Here is a 17,481-nt window from a genome sequence, read left to right as displayed (position 1 = left end):
GCGAGGGGAGGCAAGCGGCGGCAACAAGGCCGCCACTTTGGCCTCATGCGCCGAAGAAACGTAGCAGGTTCGCGTAGCTCTCCTCCGCGATCTCCAGTGGCGTAGGCGTGTAGTCGAAGACTTCCACCGAGACCCAGCCCTGGTAGGCGGTCTCCCGCAGCGCCTCGACGATCGGCGCATAGACCACCTCACCCATGCCGGGGCCGCGGAGATTGGGGTCGTTGGCGTGGAAGTGCACGGTCCAGTCCTTGCTCTCGCGGATCACCTCGTCGATCGGCTTGCTCTCCGCGCTCATGGCCTTTACGTCGAGGTGGAGCTTGCAGGAGGGGTGGCCGACGGCTTCGCAGAGGCGGATGGTTTCGGCGGCAGAGGTCAGGAAGTTCGTTTCGCTGGGCCCCAACGGCTCCATGGCGATGGTGACGCCGAGCGGTCCGCAGTGCTCTGCGGCGGCGCGCAGGATTTCGGCAGCGCGCGCGAAGGCGTCGTCATAGTTCCAACCGGGCTCTAGCGAGCGCTGCAAAGGGCTGCCCCAAACCATGATCTCGCCCTTCATCGCATGACAAATGTCAGCGAGGTGGCGGGCCCGGTCGATGGTCGCTTGGCGGATCGCCTCATCCGGCGTGGTCAGGTGGAAGCCGGTGGTCTTCGCCAGCAGCCAGTGAAGCCCCACGACTTCCAGACCGGTGTCTTCCACTTGGCGGCCGAGCTCTTCGGCGTCGGCAATGCTGACGATCCGCAGGTCATCGGCGAGGGTGAAAGGGGCGATCTCCAGGCCCTGGTAGCCGATATCGGCGGCGATCTGCGCGGCCTGGGCGAGGGGAATGGATCCAAAGGTTTCGTTGCAGATGGCGAAGCGCATTGCGTGCAGATAAGCGGAGGGAAAGGGGATGTGCAATTCCCCGTGAGGGTAGGACAAGAAACACTTGCAGTGGCAAAATTTGCATGCAAATAATCCAGCCATGTCGCTTGAGACCCGCCACGCCGCGAAGCGCTTCCGGCGCAAGATCACCGGATACGCCGCCTGCCTGCTGCCCTTCGAGGCCGATGGATCGATCGCCCGCAGCGCCTTCGAGCAGGCCGTGGCTAGAACCACCGATGCAGGTCTCGGTTGCGCGGTGAATATGGACACCGGCTATGCGAACTACCTGACCGCCGCCGAGCGCACCGAGATCCTGGGCATCACCAAGGGCGTGATCCAAGGCCGTCGCGACTTCGTGGCCGGGGTTTTCGTGGAAGGCTTGGAAGGGGACTTGGTGGACCTCTACCGCCGGCAGATGGATGAGATCGTCTCCTTTGGCGGCACCCCGATCCTCTTCCAAACCACGCGCTTCCACGACTGGGCGCCGGACAAGATCGTCGAACTCTATGCCAAGGTCTGCGAGGGACACGAATCGGTCTTCGGCTTCGAGCTCGGCAAGATGTTCGCGCCGAACGGCATGATCTACGACGAGGAGACGATCCGCGGGCTGATGACCGTGCCCGCCCTGAAGGGGATCAAGCATTCCTCGCTCGACCGCGGCAAGGAACTGCGCCGCCTGGAGATCCGGGACGAAGTCCGCCCGGACTTCATGATCTTCACCGGCAATGACCTGGGGATCGACATGATCGAATACGGCTCGGACTACCTGCTGGGCCTCGCCACCTTCTGCCCGGAGAAGTTCGCCGAGCGCGACAAATACTGGCTCGAAGGCGACGAACGCTACGCGGAACTCAACGACGCTCTTCAGTATCTCGGCAACGTCGGCTTCCGGGCTCCCGTGCCGGCCTACAAGCACAGCTGCGCGGTCTTTCAACATCTCCTCGGCCGCATCCCGACTTCCGAGCCGCACAAACTCTGCCCGCGGCGCCCCGAATGGGAAGCTGGCATCATGCAGGATTGCGCAAAGCGCCTCGGCTACGAAGTCTAGGCTCTCCGTTCTCCGCTCTAATCTTTCTCCTCCATGCCAACCATCGACGACATCGCCCGCGAATTGGGCATCTCCTCGGCGACCGTTTCACGGGCGCTGAATGGTTCGCGCCTGGTAGGGGTGGAAGTCCGCAAGAAGGTGGCCGCCACGGCGAAGCGCCTGGGCTACGAGAAACGTAGTATCCGCCGCCACCGCGGCCGCGCGATCCTGAGCGTGAAGCTGGTCTTGCCGCGGCATCTGGAACCGGAGCGTGCGCTCTTCTACGATCTGGCGGCCTTGGTCGAGGGATTGCGGGTCGGCTTTACCCAGTGCGGGCTGAACCTGCTCTGCGAGGTGAATGCACCGGACTTCGATCCCTATCCGCACAAAAAGGGCGGAGACATCGATGCCTTCATCTTCGCCTTCCACCGCCCCTCGCAGCAGACGCTTAAGAGCCTGCGCGAGCATGGCACGCCCTTCGTGGTGCTGAATCGCGCTATCCCTGGACTGCCCTGTGTGGCTTCCGACCATGCCGCGGGCATGCTCGATCTGCTGGACCACCTGCGTGCGACAATTCCAGAAATCCGCGCCCGCTTCGTCAGCATCGAGGGACTCGGGCAGATCCACGAAGAACGTCTGGATGGCTTCGAGCAAGCCTGCCAGCGGCGCGGCATCGACTTTGACCGCGCCAAACACTGCATCGAGTTTCCCGATATTGCCTCGATCCAGACCGAGCGCGTGGCCGCAGCCACGAAGCATGCCAACGTGCTGGTCTGCGTGAACGACATCGTCGGCACCGTGGTGCTGAGCGAACTCGATCGTCTTGGCGTGGCGGTGCCGCGCAGCATTGCCGTCACGGGCTTCGACGATTCACCGGTCCGGCGCCTTTCCCGCCCGCTGCTCACGACCGTCAATCTGCCAGTGGAAGAACTCGCACGTTATGCGGCCACCCGCTTGCAGGCCGAGATCATCGACAACAAGGCTCCCGCCGCGCTGCTGCGCGTGACCGGCCGCTTGATCGTGGGAGACTCGACACCATGAATCCGGATCAGCTCGCCATCCATACCTTCACGAACAAGCCGTGGTCGATCCACGAGTGCATCGAGAACTATGCCCGCCGCGGCATCGGCGGGATTTCCGTGTGGCGCGAGACGGTCGCGGGGGAGGATTTGAAGCTGGTCAGGAAGCGTCTTGATGACAGCGGCCTGCGCAAGGTCAGCCTGGTGCGCGGCGGCTTCTTCACCGGCAAGGATGCGGCTACCCGTGAAGCGGGTATCGCTACCAACAGGGAAGCGCTCCGCGAGGCGGAAGTACTCGGCTTGCCGATGATCGTGCTCGTCTGTGGCGCAACCATTGGCCAGACGCCGGAGGAAAACCTCGACCAGATCCGCGAAGGCATCGCTGCTCTCTTGCCACAAGCGGAGAGCTCCGGGATCCGGCTGGCGATCGAGCCACTGCACCCGATGTATGCCGGCGACCGCTCCGCGGTGGCTTCGATGAAGGATGCGAACGACCTCGCCGAATCCCTCAATCATCCGCTGGTGGGTGTCGCCCTCGATGTCTTCCACGTTTGGTGGGAGACCGGCCTTGAAGCTCAAATCCAGCGCTGCGCCGCTGCGGGCCGGCTCTTCGCCTTCCACGTCTGCGAATTCAAACCGGACTTCGACCATGTCCTGCTAGACCGCGGCTTGCCCGGAGAAGGGGTGAACGCCTCCGCCCGCATCGCGAAGATGGTGAAGGCTGCGGGCTTCAACGGCCTGACCGAGGTGGAGATCTTCTCCCGCAAGTATTGGGCGGAAAACCAGCACCAGTTCTTGGACAAAATCATCGCAAGCTGCGCTGACCTCTAGATCCAATCCCGCCCACCCGACACCATCTTGAAACGCGATCTTCACCAGCTTGCCGAGGAGGTGCATGACGAAGAGTCGTTCATCGGATTTCTACGGGCATTGGCGGATGACCGGGCGGTGGAAGAAGCGGGTGAGCCTCCACATCCCGTCGATCCCTGCGGACGGGGTGCCAATGGCTGGGAAAATCACACGATCTCCAGCTTCCTCTTCGCTGCGGAGGGATGGGCAGTTGGGTCGAAGCACGGCTTGCCTCTCTATACTCCGCCCGAGAATCCCTGGGCGCGCTGCGCCGAGATCCTCCTGATGGGGAAGCTTTACGAGTAGCGACCTTATTCCTCCAGCCTTCTGTCTGAAGTCTTCCCCTCTTTTGTCTCCGCTTTTTATGAACACCAAGAAACTCGGCATCATCCTCAACGGCGTCACCGGACGCATGGGCACGAACCAGCACCTCGTCCGCTCGATCCTCGCGATCCGCGAGCAGGGTGGGGTGGTCTGCGGCGACACGCGGGTGATCCCGGATCCGATCCTCACCGGTCGCAACGAAGACAAGCTCCGGGAACTGGCGACCAAGTATGGCGTCGAGCGCTTCACCACAGATCTGGATGCTGCGCTTGCCGATCCCCACAACGAGATCTTCTTCGATGCCTCGGGCACGCCCTATCGCATCGGCTTCCTAGAAAAGGCGATTGCCGCGGGCAAGCACATCTACTGCGAGAAGCCGACCGCGGTGTCCTTCAGCGAGGCCCTGCGCATCGCCGAGGTCGCGGAGAAGGCCGGCGTGAAGAACGGCGCAGTGCAGGATAAGCTGTGGTTGCCGGGCCTGCGCAAATACCAGCTTCTCAAGGAGCAGGGGTTCTTCGGCAAGATCCTCAGCGTCCGCGGCGAGTTCGGCTACTGGGTCTTCACCGGCGAGTATGAAGGCCAGCCGATCCAGCGTCCGAGCTGGAACTACCGCGAGGAAGACGGCGGCGGCATGATCATCGACATGCACTGCCACTGGCGTTACGTGATCGATAACCTCTTCGGCAACGTCACCCGCGTCTTCTGCAAGGCCGCCACGCACGTCGAGCAGCGCTTCGATGAAGACGGCAAGCCCTTCAACTGCACCGCCGATGATTCCGCCTATGCGATCTTCGAGACCGATACCGGCATCACCTGCCAGTTCAATTCCTCATGGAACGTCCGCGTCCGCCGCGATGACCTGCTGACCCTGCAGGTCGATGGCATGAAGGGCTCCGCAATCGTCGGCCTGCGCAAGTGCTGGGCCCAGCACGAGAGCGTGACCCCGCGGCCGATCTGGAATCCGGACATCGACAGCCCGATCAACTACTACGACCGCTGGACCGAGGTGCCGGACCAAGTGCCCTTCGACAACGCCTTCAAGATCCAGTGGGAGCTCTTCCTCAAGCACGTCGTGAATGACGAACCCTTCCGCTGGACCCTGCGCGAAGGCGCGAAGGGTGTGCAGCTCGCCGAGCTGAGTTGGGAGAGTCACAAGAAGGGCTGCTGGGTGGATGTCCCTGTGATCTGATGGCCTGAAGGCAGGGGCCGCTAGCTCGATTTCGTGGACCTTTCTTCGTCCCGACAGGACGGTTCATAATAGCCCGGCACGCGAGTGCCGGGTACGGCGAGCAGATCAACTGATGCAGGAGCTGAGCACCGCTTGCTTTGCGTCCAAGCGGAATCGGCGTTAGTCACGTACCCTTCGGCCGGATCCTTCATCTTGCTCGGGCAATCCTACTCTACCTCCAGCTCCACCACCGCACTCTCCGGGCCCTTGTCCCAAGTTACCGGCAGTCCTTTCTCTAGCAGATCCTTCCCCTCGAAAGTTCCTGTCCTCACGCGGGGCGCCGCTCCGGCATCCACCTCCGTCACCCGATAGCGCTTCGCTGCATCCAAGCCGGGCACCTTCAGATTCTCACCGTGGGTGCCGTGCTCATTCTGCTTCCGGAATGCGAAGAAAACCGCCCGCGACTTGTCCTCTGCCACCACCGTATGCGTGCAGAGGTCCGATCCATACGGCGATACCCCGCGGAAGATCTCGCCACTGTGCAGGAGCGGCCGCAGCCGCTTGTAGTCATCGATGCCCCGGCGCAATTCCGCGATATCGGCATCCTTTAAGTGCGAGGGATCCAGTTCCAGGCCCAGCCGCGCGGTCATCGCCACATCCATGCGGAACTTCAGCGGGAACTTCCCGGAATCGAATGACTCGGCGACATGCGCCGCGCAGGCCATCGGCGGGAAGAAATGCGTGTAGCCCCAGTGCATGTGCAGGCGCTTGAGCGGATTCTGGTTGTCACTCGCCCAGAATTCCGCGTGCCGCTGCAGCGCACCATACTCCGCCCGCCCGCCGCCGCTCGCGCAGTCCTGGAAGATGATCTTGGGATACTTCGCCACCAGTCGGTCCAGCACGCGGTAGTAGGCCTGCGTCATCTCCGTGGTCATGTTCATCTGCCCCGCCGCGTTGGCGCCTTGCGAGCCCGCATCCTGCAGGTGGCCGTTGTTGTCCCACTTGATGTATTCGATCCCCGGATACTTGTCTAACAGGCCAGCCACCGTCTGGTACATGAACTCCTCCACCTCCGGCTTCGACAGATCCAGCGGCAGTTGATTCCGCCCCAGCCGCTGCTCGCGTTCCTGCAGCTTCACCGCCCAGTCCGGATGCTTCTGGAAGAGCTCACTGCGCGGGTTCACCATCTCCGGCTCCACCCACAGCCCGAATTTCAGCCCGCGGCTCTGCGCCTGCTCCGCCAGCCACTGCAGGTCGTGCGGCAGCTTCTCGTGATTGGTCTGCCAATCGCCCAGCCCGGCCTTGTCATCGTTGCGGGCATTCACGCCATTGCCGAACCACCCGTCATCCAGCACGAACATCTCCGCTCCCACCTTGGTCGCCGCATCCATCATCGCCAGCAGCCGTGCTTCATCGAAGCTGAAGTAGGCGCCGTCCCAGCTGTTCAGGATCACCGGCCGGGTCACCTCGACCTGCCGCACACCGTTTTTCAGCGCCCAGTGGTGGAAGTTCCGCGAGGCCTCGCCCTTGCCATGGCCCGATGCCGTCAGGATCAGCCGCGGCGTCTCCAGATTCGCCCCGGCGGCCAGGCTCTGGGGCTGGAAGGGATTGATCCCGCCGCTTACCCGCACCTGCTCCTTATATTCGCTCTGGAAATCCAGGTGCCAGTTCCCCGACCAGGCCAGGGAGCCCGCGACCACGCGTCCGCTCTCTTCCTGGGCCGTTCCCTCGCTCAGCACGAAGCTGCTGCTATACCCGTGAGTCGGGTGGGTGAATGTCTGGTTGCCGATCCGCCGCAGCCCCGTGCCGATCGGCGCCTCATTCCAATTCATCTCGTCCGCCCAGCCTCCGCGGAAGGTGGTCAGGTGAAGATCCTTCCCGCCCAGCGAGAAGGAGAAGGAATCGAAGCGCAGCAAAGTCACTGCCTCCTTGCTGGCGTTCGTGATTGTGGACCACACCTCGATGACGTTCTCCTTCTCGTGCGCCAGGAAGTGCAGCTCCGAGCCCATGCCGCTCACCGCATCCTTCAGTCGGATATTCGTTTGCACCACGCCCGGGCCGACCTGTCGGACATCCTTGGAGTCGAAGCGTAGCGCCAGGTTGCGCAGCCCGTTCGCGGCGAGCACATCCAGCGTCGGCTCCAGCAAGGCCACGTCCGCATTGCGGTCGATGTAGTCGGGATAGGCATAGATCCCCGGCGCCGGTGTCTTGTCCGGCGCGTCCTTCAGCCCGAAGCGCCGCTGCTCCAGCTTCCCTTGGTTCACGGAAAAGGTCCACACCAGTGCCTCCGTTCCCACCGTGATCGCGTTGTTGGAAAAGGCCGCCTTGCCCGAATGCTCCAGCTTCAGATCCAGCCAGTCCGCATGATCCTCCGAGCTGCCATCGCCTCCATCATTCACCCGCAGCCGCAGCGCCTTCACTCCGCCGAGCTTCACTTGGAATGGCACCGCCGCATCCCCCTTGTGCATCAGCGGACTCTTCCACAACTCCTTGCCATCGCCCTCGATCGAGAATTGCAACGATGCCTTGCCGCTCACCTCATCATCCACCCCGCAAGCCCCGCTTAGCTCCGTCGCCTCGCCCTCCAGTGCCAGCGTCCAGTCCGAGGTCGCATGCGTCCCGATCCCCGAAGCATAGCTCTTGCCCCCCACCTTCAGCGCGTGTCCATCCACCGATAGATTTGTCCGCGCTTCCGCCCAATCCTGCGTGATGCTCAGCTCCGGAGAGGGCAGGGTGGCGAGATCCGTCGTCTCCGCCGCCGAAACCAGCGGAGCGAGAACAAGCGCGGCGGAACAAAGACTGCGGCGGGAGATCATCATTGGGGTTCGACTTGGGTTCGGAACGACTACCGATCTACCCTGCCACCCCCGCCCGCGCTAGGAAAGCCTGTCGCCTTTTTGGGTGGGGAAGGGGAATCACCAGCAAGGCGGCGGAAAGCAGCTATGGGAAGGCCGACAAGGAGGCGACGGAAGGGCCGAGAAGTCTCAAGAGCCCCAAAGGGGTGACACGGAGAAAGCCCAAGGCAAGCGAAGCGCAACCCTAGGTTTGGGACCGAGGGATTACGCACCCTGAAGGGGTGCAAGTAGTGTGGTGATACCGTCCGGCCCCGGTTGACGCCTTGGTCCTGTTCTATTCCTCAAACCATCTCCCGCGCCAACCCCCAACACCTCCACAAGGCCCGAGGATGATGAAAGAACGACTTCCACAACGAACCCTTCAAAGAATTCGCCGGCACCCCATCCCTCCGCAAATACCCAAACCACTCTCCAAATTCCTCATCCCCAAACTTCCCGAACGACCACACCCGCAGCTTCTCATGCCATTCCAAATACCGCGCCTCACCCGCCATCCGATAGGCCATCAGCGTGGCAATCAAAGCCTCATCATGTGGCCACCAGAACTTCATGTCCTGCCAATACTCCTGAACCGGCTTCCCATACACATCGCGGAAATAGAACAGCCCGCCGTGCTCCTCATCCCATCCTCGCTCCCACATCCAATCTAACATCTCGCACCCCAGCTTCACCAATTCCGCATCACCCCGATACCCGGCCTCCTCCAAAACAAACCAAGCCGCCTCGATCGCATGCCCCGGGTTCAACAACCTTCCATCGAAATGATCCACGATCGATCCATCCGGTGCCACCGACTCCATCACCACCTTCAGCTCCGGCTTCACGAATAGTCGCCGAATCTCATCAACGCACCGGTCGATCCACCCTGTTAAAGCAGCATCTTCCCCCAAGTGCTTCCGCAGCTCCTGCGCCGTCACCAGCGTGATCATCCGCGTCCCGATCCCCTCCATTGGCCGCGTCCCCGCGAACTTCGGCGGCATCAACCCCGGCGTGAAATTCCACTCCGTGAATCTCCCAAACCAATGCCGCGCCTTCTCCGCCGACTCGTCGCTTCCGCTCGCCGCCGCATGCGCCGCAAACGCAATCGCTGCGAAACTCTCGCTATAGGCGTAGCGCCGCTTCCGCACCGGCGTCCCGTCCCACATCACATGGAAGAACATCCGCCCATCCACCGGATCCACGCACTTCTCCTCCAAAAATCTCAACCCGCTCTCCGCCCACCCCAACCACTCCGGCTTCCGCTCATGCTCCAGATACAGCGTTAGCAGCATCCAGCTCATCCGCCCCTGCGCCCACACCGACTTGTCGCTATCCACCAGCGCCCCATCCCGGTCAAAGCAATGCAAGAACCCGCCAAACTCCTCATCCACCGCCCGCGGAAACCAAAACGGCAGACAGTCCCCGAACAACTGCTCCTGATAAAAAGCTGCTAGATTCATTCTCACGCTAGTTCAACCGTCCGGCCTCAAACACCAGGTGCCCACTGGGTGCGCCGGTCTTTAGCCGGCCCCACCAGTCGGGCAAACCCCACCCGATCCACACGCACCATACCCCTAAGCCCCCCTCAACCCTCCTGCCTTTAATCCGTGTCTATCCGTGTTCATCCGTGGTTCATCGGCTGTTCAAATTTCGCGCCCTTTCGCGGTTAAAAACCAACCCTCCCTCGCACCAGCACTTCCGCGCGTTCCGTATATTCCGTGGTTCCCCCTGCCTTTAAACCACCATCTCCGCCTTCCTCGCTCCCCACTCCCCAAATCCCAACTCCTCCAACCTCTCCATCAAGGAATCCACCTCCACCTCCGTCGGATTCCCCAGCGGCAACCGCGCCGGCCCCACCTCTACCCCCAGTCTCCCCATCAACGCCTTCGCCGTCCCGAGGAACCCCGTCTTCGCAATCGCATCAATCATCGCGATCGAAATCCCCTGCAAGCGCCGCGCCTCCTCCAGATCCCCGCGCTCAAACGCCGCAATGAGATCCAAGTAAAGCTTCGGCGCCCAATTGTAAGTCGAGCCCACACCACCCTTCGCCCCCGTCGCCAAAGCCGCCAGCAACATCTCATCCACCCCCCACGGCAGATCAAAACGGCTGCCAGCCACCTCCAGCGATCGCCGGTACGACACCAGATCCGGGTTCGTGAACTTGATCCCCGCCAAGGTCGGCACCTGCCCCGCGGCTTCCACCAGGAACTTCTCCATTGGAAACGACACCCCGGTCATCGAGGGAATGTCGTAGTGATAGAAGGGTGTCTTCGGCGCCTCCGCCGCAATCGCCGCACAGCAATCAATCAACCCCGATAAACTACCGGGCTTGTAGTAAGAAGGAGCCAGCGCACTGATCGCCGCGAAGCCCAACTTCTCCGCTGCGCGCGCCAGGATCTTCGCATCCTCCAGGCAATTCCCACCCACGTGCGCGATCACCTGCAGGCCCTCAGCCGGTCCCACAGTCGACCACACCTCATACAGCGCCAGACGCTCCGCGCAGGTCAGCGAGTGGCCCTCGCCGGTCGATCCAGTGATGAACACAGTACGGATCCCATTTGCCGACAGAAAGGCCGCCTGAGACGGCACCACCTCCGGTGCTAGCGAGCCATCCGCATGGAAGGGCGAGTGCGTCGCCACCACCAGCTCATGAAGAGGAGAGTTCATTTTCATAAAATCAATCGTTCGGTCAATGTGATGGCGGTTGCAGCCCGATCTCCGTCTCACGCGGACGAATCATCAGCACCAGCAGCACCGACAGGATCGCCGCGCTCGCGAAGATGCTGAAGATCCCGAACAGCGGCACCGCACGGTCGCGCAAGGCTCCGAAGCCATAATCCGCAAAGCCTCCGCAGCTGATGCTGACCAAATTCATCAGCCCATAGCCCGTCGCCCGCAGCTCCGGCCGCGCGACCTGGCACAGGATGGGCATGTTGTTGCAGTCGAAGAATCCCCAGCCCAGCCCGAACAGGATCAAAAAGCCCACCGCGACTTCCAGGTGCCCCGTCTGCGGCGCATAGCCCACGCCGAACATCGCTGGAACAATCAAGCTCATCCCGATCGCACTGACATAGATCCGCCCGCGCGGTGTCTGTCGCATCCAGCGATCCGCCAGATAGCCGCCAAGCACAGCTCCCACAATTGCCGCCGTCTGCCAGAACAAGGATGCCGACACGCCCGCCTTGCCCTGCCCGAGATTGAACTCCGCCTTCAGGATCGCCGGCATCCAGTCCCGCACCACCCAGCCCGCCAGCGCCGGCAAGGTGAAGTACGCCACCAATAGGAGAAAGGATCGATTCGCCAGCAACTCTCTCATCGCTGCCATCGGCGCCGGCCTTGCCTCGTGAGACTCGCTCTCATCCCGCGGCGCATTTCTCAACAGCAAGAACAAGGGTACCGCATAAGCCAGCCCCACCAGCCCGCAGACATCGAAGGCCCAGCGCCATCCATGATTCGCCGAGTCCGCCGCATACCCGCTGAAGCCGCCTAGGATCACGCCACAATAAATCCCCATCTGGTGCATACCCACCGCCTTCGAGCGCGTCGGCCCGCGATGAAAATCTGCGATCAATGCCAGCGCCGCCGGAATGTAGAAAGCCTCGCTGATCCCCATGATCGCGCGCGTCGCCAGCAGTTGCTCGTAAGTGGTCACATGCCCCGTCAGCCAGGTGATCGCCGACCACGCGAACAAACTCCCCGCGATCACATGCCGTCGGCTGAAGCGGTCCGCGAGGTAGCCACCGATCGGACTCAGCACCGCGTAGGTCCACTTGAACCAGGCCAGGATCTTGCCCCAGTTCGCCTCCACCCCGATGCCGGGGATGTCGGCCATCACTGAGGTTTTCATAGTCGCCAGCATTTGGCGATCCAGGTAGTTGAGGAGGGCCACGGGGACCAGCAGGGCCACCACCAGCCATGCTTGGCGGCTGAGGGTAGTGTTCATGCTGTCCGTGGCGTTCATTGCTGTGGGGTGAAGAGGAAGACCTGGGGTGTCCGGACGCCGGGCTTCACTTCACCGTTGAAGAATACGTAGCCATCTTGCCAAGGCGCGGTGGGCAAGGTCACGGGGGCGGGGACATCGAGCTTGCCGGCTGGCTGCCATGCGTCGCTTTGAACATCATAGCGCAGGATCTCGCGCGTGAAGCCCTTGTGCTCGGCCGGGGGTAGCGCGACCTGGGTGCCGTCATCTCCGGAGACGACATAGATCTCGTTGCCCTTTACCGGGGCAGGGGAGGCTGCTGCCACCGCGGCCCGCGGCATGTCTGTCAGGCGGGTCCATTTTCCCCCGGCGAACTTCCAGGCTTCCCGCAGGTAGGTCCGCTGCGGCTTGCCTGCTGCATCCGGGGCAAGGGAGCATCCGCCGGTTAGGTAGAAGGTGTCTCCGATTGCAGCAGAGGCTGCGAGGATCCGGCCTGCTGCGGGTAGGTCCGGCAGCTTCTGCCAGCCCTTGGCGCGCTCATCGAGATCGAGCATCCAGTGGGTATTGCTGGCGGTGGTCGCAGTGGGGGACTCGATGCCGCCGCAGAGGTGGATCTTTCTAGCTGCCAGAGCGCCAGCCATTTGGGCCAGGGGGGCAGGCAAGGCGGGGAAGTCCTCGAAGGCTGCCTTGCCGTCCTGGAGAGTCATGAGCCGCACCTCCTTGAAGTGGCGTGTGGCGTCGCTGCCGCCGATGAGGAGGATGCCTTCAGGTAGGGTCAGGGAGACGCCATAGCCATTCGGCACCGGCAGCTGTCCTGCTTCGTGCCAAGTTGCGCCAGGGGACGAGAGGTCGAGGGTGTAGATACGGTCGTGCCAGACCTTGGTGCCGCCGTCCCATGGCATCACGCCATCGGGGAAATTCGCCCCCCTCCGGCCACCAGAATGCCCCCTTTTACTCCCGCAAAGGCACCCGCAAAGCCCACCTGATCGGGCACTGGGGGCAGCGGTTTGACCACTTGCGCCCCGGCCGGCAACTGGGCCAGCGCCAGCGTCGCCACGGCGGCAAGAGGATGAGTCAACACAGGTTCCATTCCGACAGAGCCTGCGCGGAAATGGCAAGCGGGATGATTGAGCGCGCAGGCCGGGGTGTCGGGTAGCTCGCGCTGCTGGTTGGTAGGACCGACCGGTTTCGTGTCGCATCATCAGGACCTTGCTAGATCCGTCCGGCTAATGTCGTCTTATGGAATCCATGAGATTCTTACTGTTCCTGCTCCTCGTCACCCTGGCCCGCGCGGCGGAGACCCGCGTGCTCTTCTTGGGAGACAGCATCACCTACGACGGACGCTGGGCGGCATGGACGGAATCCGCGCTGCGCCACGATCCAGCCTATGCCGATGCCGATTTCCTCAATCTCGGTCTTGGCAGTGAGACCACCTCCGGACTCTCCGAAGAAGGCCACGCCGGCGGCCAGTTCCCGCGTCCCTGCATCCACGAACGCCTCGGCCGCGTGCTGGAGCGCTGCAAGCCGACCCTCGTCATCGCCTGCTACGGAATGAACGACGGGATCTATAAGCCGCTGGATGAGGCGCGGATGGATGCCTACCGCAAGGGGATGACGAAGCTGAAGGACGAGGTGGAGAAGACCGGCGCGAAGATCGTGTTCGTCACGCCCTCGCTGTACTTCGCTGACAGACCGATGTCTGATGCGGCGCACTACGATGCCGTGCTCGATGCGCAGGCGGCTTGGCTCAAGAGCATGCAGGGCTGGCAGGTGGTGGATGTGCGGCCCGGATTGAGGGAGAAGGTGGCGGCGGCGAAGAAGAAGGAGCCGGACGTTACCTTCACGAAGGATGGACCCGGATCTAAACCGGGCGTTGCGACCTACGTGCGTCCCGGCTTCGTTTTTGCGGAGGATGGAGTCCATCCCGGCTGGAAAGGGCATCGCTTCTTTGCGGAGGCACTGTGCCAGGGCCTGTGGCCGGTGCTGGGGCTGAAGGGCGAGCCGCGCTTTGCGAGTGATGCATCTTATATCTTCATACAGAAGCGGGCGGCGGTGCTGCGGGATGCTTTCCTGACCGAGACCAAGCACAAGCGGCCGGGAGTGCCGGCGGGGAAGCCGGTGCCGGAGGCGCTGGAGGAAGCGAAGGGCTTGCTGGAGAATTACCGGGCCATGGATTCGGCGAAGGTTTCGGAGTGGTCGGGCTACAAGCGCCTGGACTTCACGGTGGATGGCCGCGCGGCGCTGCTGGTGGTGCCGAAGCAGTCGGCGGCCGGGATGCCGTGGATCTGGCGGACGGAGTTCTTCGGGCACGAGCCGCAAGGGGACATCGCGCTGTTAGAGAAGGGCTTCCACGTCGCTTATATCGACATGCAGGACATGTACGGCGCGCCGGTGGCGATGAAGCACATGGACGCCTATTATGACTTTGTTGTTCCGGTCTTCGGGCTGTCGAAGAAGACGGTGCTTGAAGGCTTCAGCCGCGGTGGCTTGTTTGCCTTCAACTGGGCGGCGCTGCATCCGGAGCGTTGTGCGGCGCTGTACGTCGATAATCCGGTGTGCGACTTCAAGAGCTGGCCGGCGGCGAAGGGTGCCAGCAAGGGCGGTTCACCGGGGGATTGGCAGAAGCTGCTGAAGGCCTACGGAATGACGGAGGCGGAGGCGCTGGCTTATAAGAAGAATCCGATCGATAACCTGGAGCCACTGAAGGGTTCGGTTCCCATTCTCGCGGTGATCGGGATGGCGGACGATGGGGTGCCGCCGAAGGAGAACATCGATCTGGTGGAGGAGCGTTACAAGCAGCTCGGCGGGAAGATCGAGATCATCCGGAAGCCGGGGGAGGGGCATCACCCGCACAGCTTGAAGGATCCGACGCCGATCGTGGAGTTCGTGGTGAAGGCGGTGGGAGGCTAGGGAGTGGAGTGAGCGAGCTTCTTATGGTGTAAGCGCGGTGGTGACACCGCGGAAGCACGAGAGGATCTTCGTTAGACGCGCGGGATGAAACGGGCCCTAGGGTCGCTTCTCGCGTTCTCACGAACGCGCCTACGCGAAGAAATGTAGGCGCGGTGGTGACACCGCGGAAAGACGAGAGGATCTCCGCTAGGCGCGCGGGATGGAGCGGGCCCTAGGGTCGCTTCCCGCGTTCTCACGAACGCGCCTACGCGAAGAAATGTAGGCGGGGTGGTGACACCGCGGAAGCACGAGAGGATCTTCGTTAGGCGCGCGGGATGAAACGGGCCCTAGGGTCGCTTCTCGCGTTCTCACGAACGCGGCTACATCGCTCTCTACTGCGCTTCCTGCTTGGCGATCTTGTCCAAGATCCCGTTCACGAAGCGGCCGGAGTCGGTGGTGCCGAAGCGCTTGGCGAGCTCGATGGCTTCGTCGATGGCGACGGGAGCGGGGACCTCGGGGGAGTGAATGATCTCCCAAGTGGCCAGGCGCAGGATAGCGCGGTCGACGGGGTCGATACGCTCGGGGGCGAAGTTCTCCACCACGGCGGCGAGGCGCTCATCGATGCCTTCCTTCTCACGCTGCACGGCGGCGACGAGGTTGTCGGTCTCGCTACGCAGGGCAGTGATGGCTTCCTTGGACTCGCGTAGCTTGGCGAGGTCGCCTTGGTCGGGGAATTTCTCGGGCTCCTCGACCATGCGGACGCGCTCGGAGATGCGGGCGAGGCGGCGGATGCTGCCGGCCACCGGCTCCATCTGGGCGCGCAGGCCGGGGATGTCTTCGAGGGCCTGGAGGAAGCGCTTGCGGGACAGTTCCAGGTCGCGGTCGATCTTGAAGAGCTGTTGGAGCACCGGCTCGAATTGCTCGCTGAAGGCGTCGTCATCGGCATCCCGCGGGATCCGCGAGAGCTCGATCATTGCGGCGCTCCACTTGTTCTCTCCGGCGGAGACCCATTGCAGGTCGATCGCGGTGCGCTCGAGGTCCGGGCGGGCCTTGAGGGTGGCGAGGGCAAGCGGCAGGCGCTCTTGGAATTCCTTCAAACGCTGCTCCCGGCCGAGGCTCAGGTGGTGCAGGGTCTTCCAGGTTGCTTGGAGCAGGGCTCGACGGTCCGACTCCGTGATGAATTGCCAGAATGGCTCACGCAGGGACGCAGGGTCGGCCCCGCCTTCGAGGTCGGCACAGTACAGGAACTGCACGACCGCCTCGCGGATTTGACGACGGCTAGGCATTAGGTGCGGGAAATAACGCGCGGCATCGACCGCTCGATCTCGTGGAAGATGTCCACCATGGAGGCCGCGATCCGGGCCGCCTCGCGGCCGCGGTTCAGGTTCGAGCCGATGCAGCGGGCGTAGGCCTGCTTCTCGTCTTCCACCAGCAGCACTTCGTGGATGATCGGCAGCTTGTAGCGCACGGCCATCTCCTGGAGGGAAAGGGTAATGGAATTGCCGATCATGTCGGCGTGGGAGGTCGCGCCCTTCACGATCACGCCGAGGGCGATCACGCAGGCGGGCAGGTGCTCGCCGCGGTCGAGGACATTGGCGACGGTCACCGGGATCTCGAAGGCACCGGGCACGCGGATGATGTCGACCCGGGTCTGGGGCATCAACTCGCTCAGTTCGGCGACGGTGTTGTCGACCAAGGCATCCGCAAACTGCTCGTTGTACTTGGACGCCACGATGCAAACGCGCACGCGGGGTCCGATGATCCGAGGTTTGGGTGGCAACGCCGACGACATGGGCGGGATATGGGGGCGGGGGAGAGAATTGTCAACCGGGGCGGTGCCGGTAAGAGTTGCCAGGTTTCAGCGGTCAGTTTTCAGGCAAGGCAGGGAGGCACCACGAATCGGGCGAATCTGACGAATGGGACTTGGAGTAAACCACGGAATACACGGAACACACGGAAGCGGATGAGGTTTGGTTTTGGTCCGGTTCAGGCCGCTGGCTGTGCTTCGGTTGCGCAGATTTTTAACCGCGAAAATCGCGAAACTCGCTAAATTTGAAAGGCAAAGGAGAAGAGGGGGGCACCGGTGGCATCCGCCCTTTCTCTGGATTCCTCCGCAGCCTCTGCTACTCCGCGGTAGCTTCGCCTGACCCCGAGTCCCGGTCCCTCACCCTCTATTCAATGTTCTGCACCTGCTCGCGGATCTTCTCGAGCTCGGTCTTGGCCTCGACGACGTGCTGGGCGATGGCGGCGTCGCTGGCCTTGGAGCCGATGGTGTTGAATTCGCGGTGGATCTCCTGGCAGAGGAAGTCGAGCGGGCGGCCGGCGGGTTCCTTGCCGGTCATGTACTCGCGGAAGCGGCGGAAATGGGCGTCCAGGCGGGTGATTTCCTCGGAAATGTCGCAGCGGTCGGCGAAGACGACGAGCTCGCGGAGGACTCGGTCGTCCTGGAGTTCCAGTTCCAGGCCGGCATCGCGCAAGCGTTTGAAAAGCTGTTCCTTGTAGCGTTCCGGGCGGCCCGGGGCGAGAATGCCGATGGCGGCGGCGGTCTTCTCAAGCTGGACCAGGCGGGTGAAGAGGTCGCGGCCGAGGTCCT

General features: G+C 62.8%; 15 protein-coding genes. 6 read left to right on the top strand and 9 right to left on the bottom strand.

Features of this window, described 5'->3' with window-relative positions; all coding sequences use genetic code 11:
- Positions 1-43: 43 nt before the first annotated feature.
- Entirely contained in the window at positions 44-859 is an 816-nt protein-coding gene (locus BV071_RS06945) for a sugar phosphate isomerase/epimerase family protein (protein WP_035604056.1), read from the bottom strand.
- 100 nt (positions 860-959) lie between these two features.
- On the opposite strand from BV071_RS06945, the gene BV071_RS06940 reads away from it, so the two are divergent.
- The 5 genes from BV071_RS06940 to BV071_RS06920 are packed head-to-tail and all read left to right on the top strand — an operon-like array spanning position 960 to position 5,267.
- Positions 960-1,907 carry a dihydrodipicolinate synthase family protein gene (locus BV071_RS06940; RefSeq protein ID WP_035604053.1) on the top strand — a complete coding sequence of 316 codons (948 nt, stop codon included), beginning with the start codon at positions 960-962 and terminating at the stop codon, positions 1,905-1,907.
- 33 nt (positions 1,908-1,940) lie between these two features.
- On the top strand, positions 1,941-2,927 hold the full coding sequence (locus tag BV071_RS06935; protein WP_035604050.1) for a LacI family DNA-binding transcriptional regulator: 987 nt from the start codon (positions 1,941-1,943) through the stop codon (positions 2,925-2,927).
- Entirely contained in the window at positions 2,924-3,736 is an 813-nt protein-coding gene (locus tag BV071_RS06930; protein ID WP_035604046.1) for a sugar phosphate isomerase/epimerase family protein, read from the top strand. The genes BV071_RS06935 and BV071_RS06930 overlap by 4 nt, the downstream gene beginning before the upstream one ends.
- 27 nt (positions 3,737-3,763) lie before the next feature.
- Positions 3,764-4,060 (top strand): hypothetical protein, encoded by a 297-nt coding sequence (locus BV071_RS06925; protein WP_035604043.1) that lies wholly within the window; start codon positions 3,764-3,766, stop codon positions 4,058-4,060.
- Positions 4,061-4,118: 58 nt separating this feature from the next.
- Positions 4,119-5,267, top strand: a complete 1,149-nt coding sequence (locus BV071_RS06920; RefSeq protein ID WP_035604040.1) for a Gfo/Idh/MocA family oxidoreductase — start codon at positions 4,119-4,121, stop codon at positions 5,265-5,267.
- Between the two features lie 206 nt (positions 5,268-5,473).
- Here BV071_RS06920 and BV071_RS06915 read toward each other — a convergent pair whose 3' ends face one another.
- From BV071_RS06915 to BV071_RS06895, 5 genes are all read right to left on the bottom strand, one after another.
- Positions 5,474-8,065, bottom strand: a complete 2,592-nt coding sequence (locus BV071_RS06915) for an alpha-galactosidase (protein ID WP_052573000.1) — start codon at positions 8,063-8,065, stop codon at positions 5,474-5,476.
- A 317-nt stretch (positions 8,066-8,382) separates the two neighbouring features.
- On the bottom strand, positions 8,383-9,540 hold the full coding sequence (locus BV071_RS06910) for an AGE family epimerase/isomerase (RefSeq protein ID WP_035604037.1): 1,158 nt from the start codon (positions 9,538-9,540) through the stop codon (positions 8,383-8,385).
- A 274-nt stretch (positions 9,541-9,814) separates the two neighbouring features.
- A complete protein-coding gene (locus BV071_RS06905) occupies positions 9,815-10,747 on the bottom strand; it encodes a dihydrodipicolinate synthase family protein (RefSeq protein WP_035604099.1) in 933 nt (310 codons plus the stop codon).
- A gap of 22 nt (positions 10,748-10,769) precedes the next feature.
- Complete coding sequence (locus BV071_RS06900) at positions 10,770-12,023, bottom strand: MFS transporter (protein WP_265594160.1); 1,254 nt, start codon at positions 12,021-12,023, stop codon at positions 10,770-10,772.
- Positions 12,024-12,037: 14 nt separating this feature from the next.
- Complete coding sequence (locus tag BV071_RS06895; protein ID WP_035604031.1) at positions 12,038-12,901, bottom strand: kelch repeat-containing protein; 864 nt, start codon at positions 12,899-12,901, stop codon at positions 12,038-12,040.
- Positions 12,902-13,247: 346 nt separating this feature from the next.
- Here BV071_RS06895 and BV071_RS32605 point away from each other — a divergent pair, with 346 nt between their 5' ends.
- On the top strand, positions 13,248-14,909 hold the full coding sequence (locus BV071_RS32605; protein WP_052572999.1) for an alpha/beta fold hydrolase: 1,662 nt from the start codon (positions 13,248-13,250) through the stop codon (positions 14,907-14,909).
- A 371-nt stretch (positions 14,910-15,280) separates the two neighbouring features.
- Here the strand turns inward: BV071_RS32605 and nusB are convergent, their stop codons facing one another.
- From nusB to BV071_RS06870, 3 genes are all read right to left on the bottom strand, one after another.
- Positions 15,281-16,174, bottom strand: coding sequence for a transcription antitermination factor NusB (gene nusB, locus BV071_RS32600; RefSeq protein ID WP_081885846.1), 894 nt, complete (start codon positions 16,172-16,174; stop codon positions 15,281-15,283).
- The gene (gene ribH / locus BV071_RS06875; RefSeq protein ID WP_265594158.1) at positions 16,174-16,635 is read right to left on the bottom strand and encodes a 6,7-dimethyl-8-ribityllumazine synthase; all 462 of its coding nucleotides are present in this window, start codon (positions 16,633-16,635) and stop codon (positions 16,174-16,176) included. Before ribH ends, nusB begins: the two co-directional genes overlap by 1 nt.
- A gap of 424 nt (positions 16,636-17,059) precedes the next feature.
- Positions 17,060-17,481: DUF1732 domain-containing protein (locus tag BV071_RS06870; RefSeq protein ID WP_035604025.1), on the bottom strand; the 422-nt coding region annotated here is incomplete at its 5' end.

Origin of the sequence: Haloferula sp. BvORR071 (genome assembly GCF_000739615.1) — a bacterium.
Classification (GTDB): Bacteria; Verrucomicrobiota; Verrucomicrobiia; order Verrucomicrobiales; family Akkermansiaceae; genus Haloferula.
This window is presented reverse-complemented; position numbering and strand designations above follow the sequence as displayed.

Excerpts from the sequence above, each read along its gene's own strand:
- BV071_RS32605 (WP_052572999.1), top strand. The coding sequence starts at position 13,248 with ATGAGATTCTTACTGTTCCTGCTCCTCGTCACCCTGGCCCGCGCGGCG.
- nusB (WP_081885846.1), bottom strand. The coding sequence starts at position 16,174 with ATGCCTAGCCGTCGTCAAATCCGCGAGGCGGTCGTGCAGTTCCTGTAC.
- BV071_RS06905 (WP_035604099.1), bottom strand. The coding sequence starts at position 10,747 with ATGAACTCTCCTCTTCATGAGCTGGTGGTGGCGACGCACTCGCCCTTC.
- BV071_RS06915 (WP_052573000.1), bottom strand. The coding sequence starts at position 8,065 with ATGATGATCTCCCGCCGCAGTCTTTGTTCCGCCGCGCTTGTTCTCGCT.
- BV071_RS06945 (WP_035604056.1), bottom strand. The coding sequence starts at position 859 with ATGCGCTTCGCCATCTGCAACGAAACCTTTGGATCCATTCCCCTCGCC.
- BV071_RS06895 (WP_035604031.1), bottom strand. The coding sequence starts at position 12,901 with ATGCCATGGGACGGCGGCACCAAGGTCTGGCACGACCGTATCTACACC.
- BV071_RS06930 (WP_035604046.1), top strand. The coding sequence starts at position 2,924 with ATGAATCCGGATCAGCTCGCCATCCATACCTTCACGAACAAGCCGTGG.
- BV071_RS06900 (WP_265594160.1), bottom strand. The coding sequence starts at position 12,023 with ATGAACACTACCCTCAGCCGCCAAGCATGGCTGGTGGTGGCCCTGCTG.
- BV071_RS06935 (WP_035604050.1), top strand. The coding sequence starts at position 1,941 with ATGCCAACCATCGACGACATCGCCCGCGAATTGGGCATCTCCTCGGCG.
- BV071_RS06920 (WP_035604040.1), top strand. The coding sequence starts at position 4,119 with ATGAACACCAAGAAACTCGGCATCATCCTCAACGGCGTCACCGGACGC.
- BV071_RS06940 (WP_035604053.1), top strand. The coding sequence starts at position 960 with ATGTCGCTTGAGACCCGCCACGCCGCGAAGCGCTTCCGGCGCAAGATC.
- BV071_RS06910 (WP_035604037.1), bottom strand. The coding sequence starts at position 9,540 with ATGAATCTAGCAGCTTTTTATCAGGAGCAGTTGTTCGGGGACTGTCTG.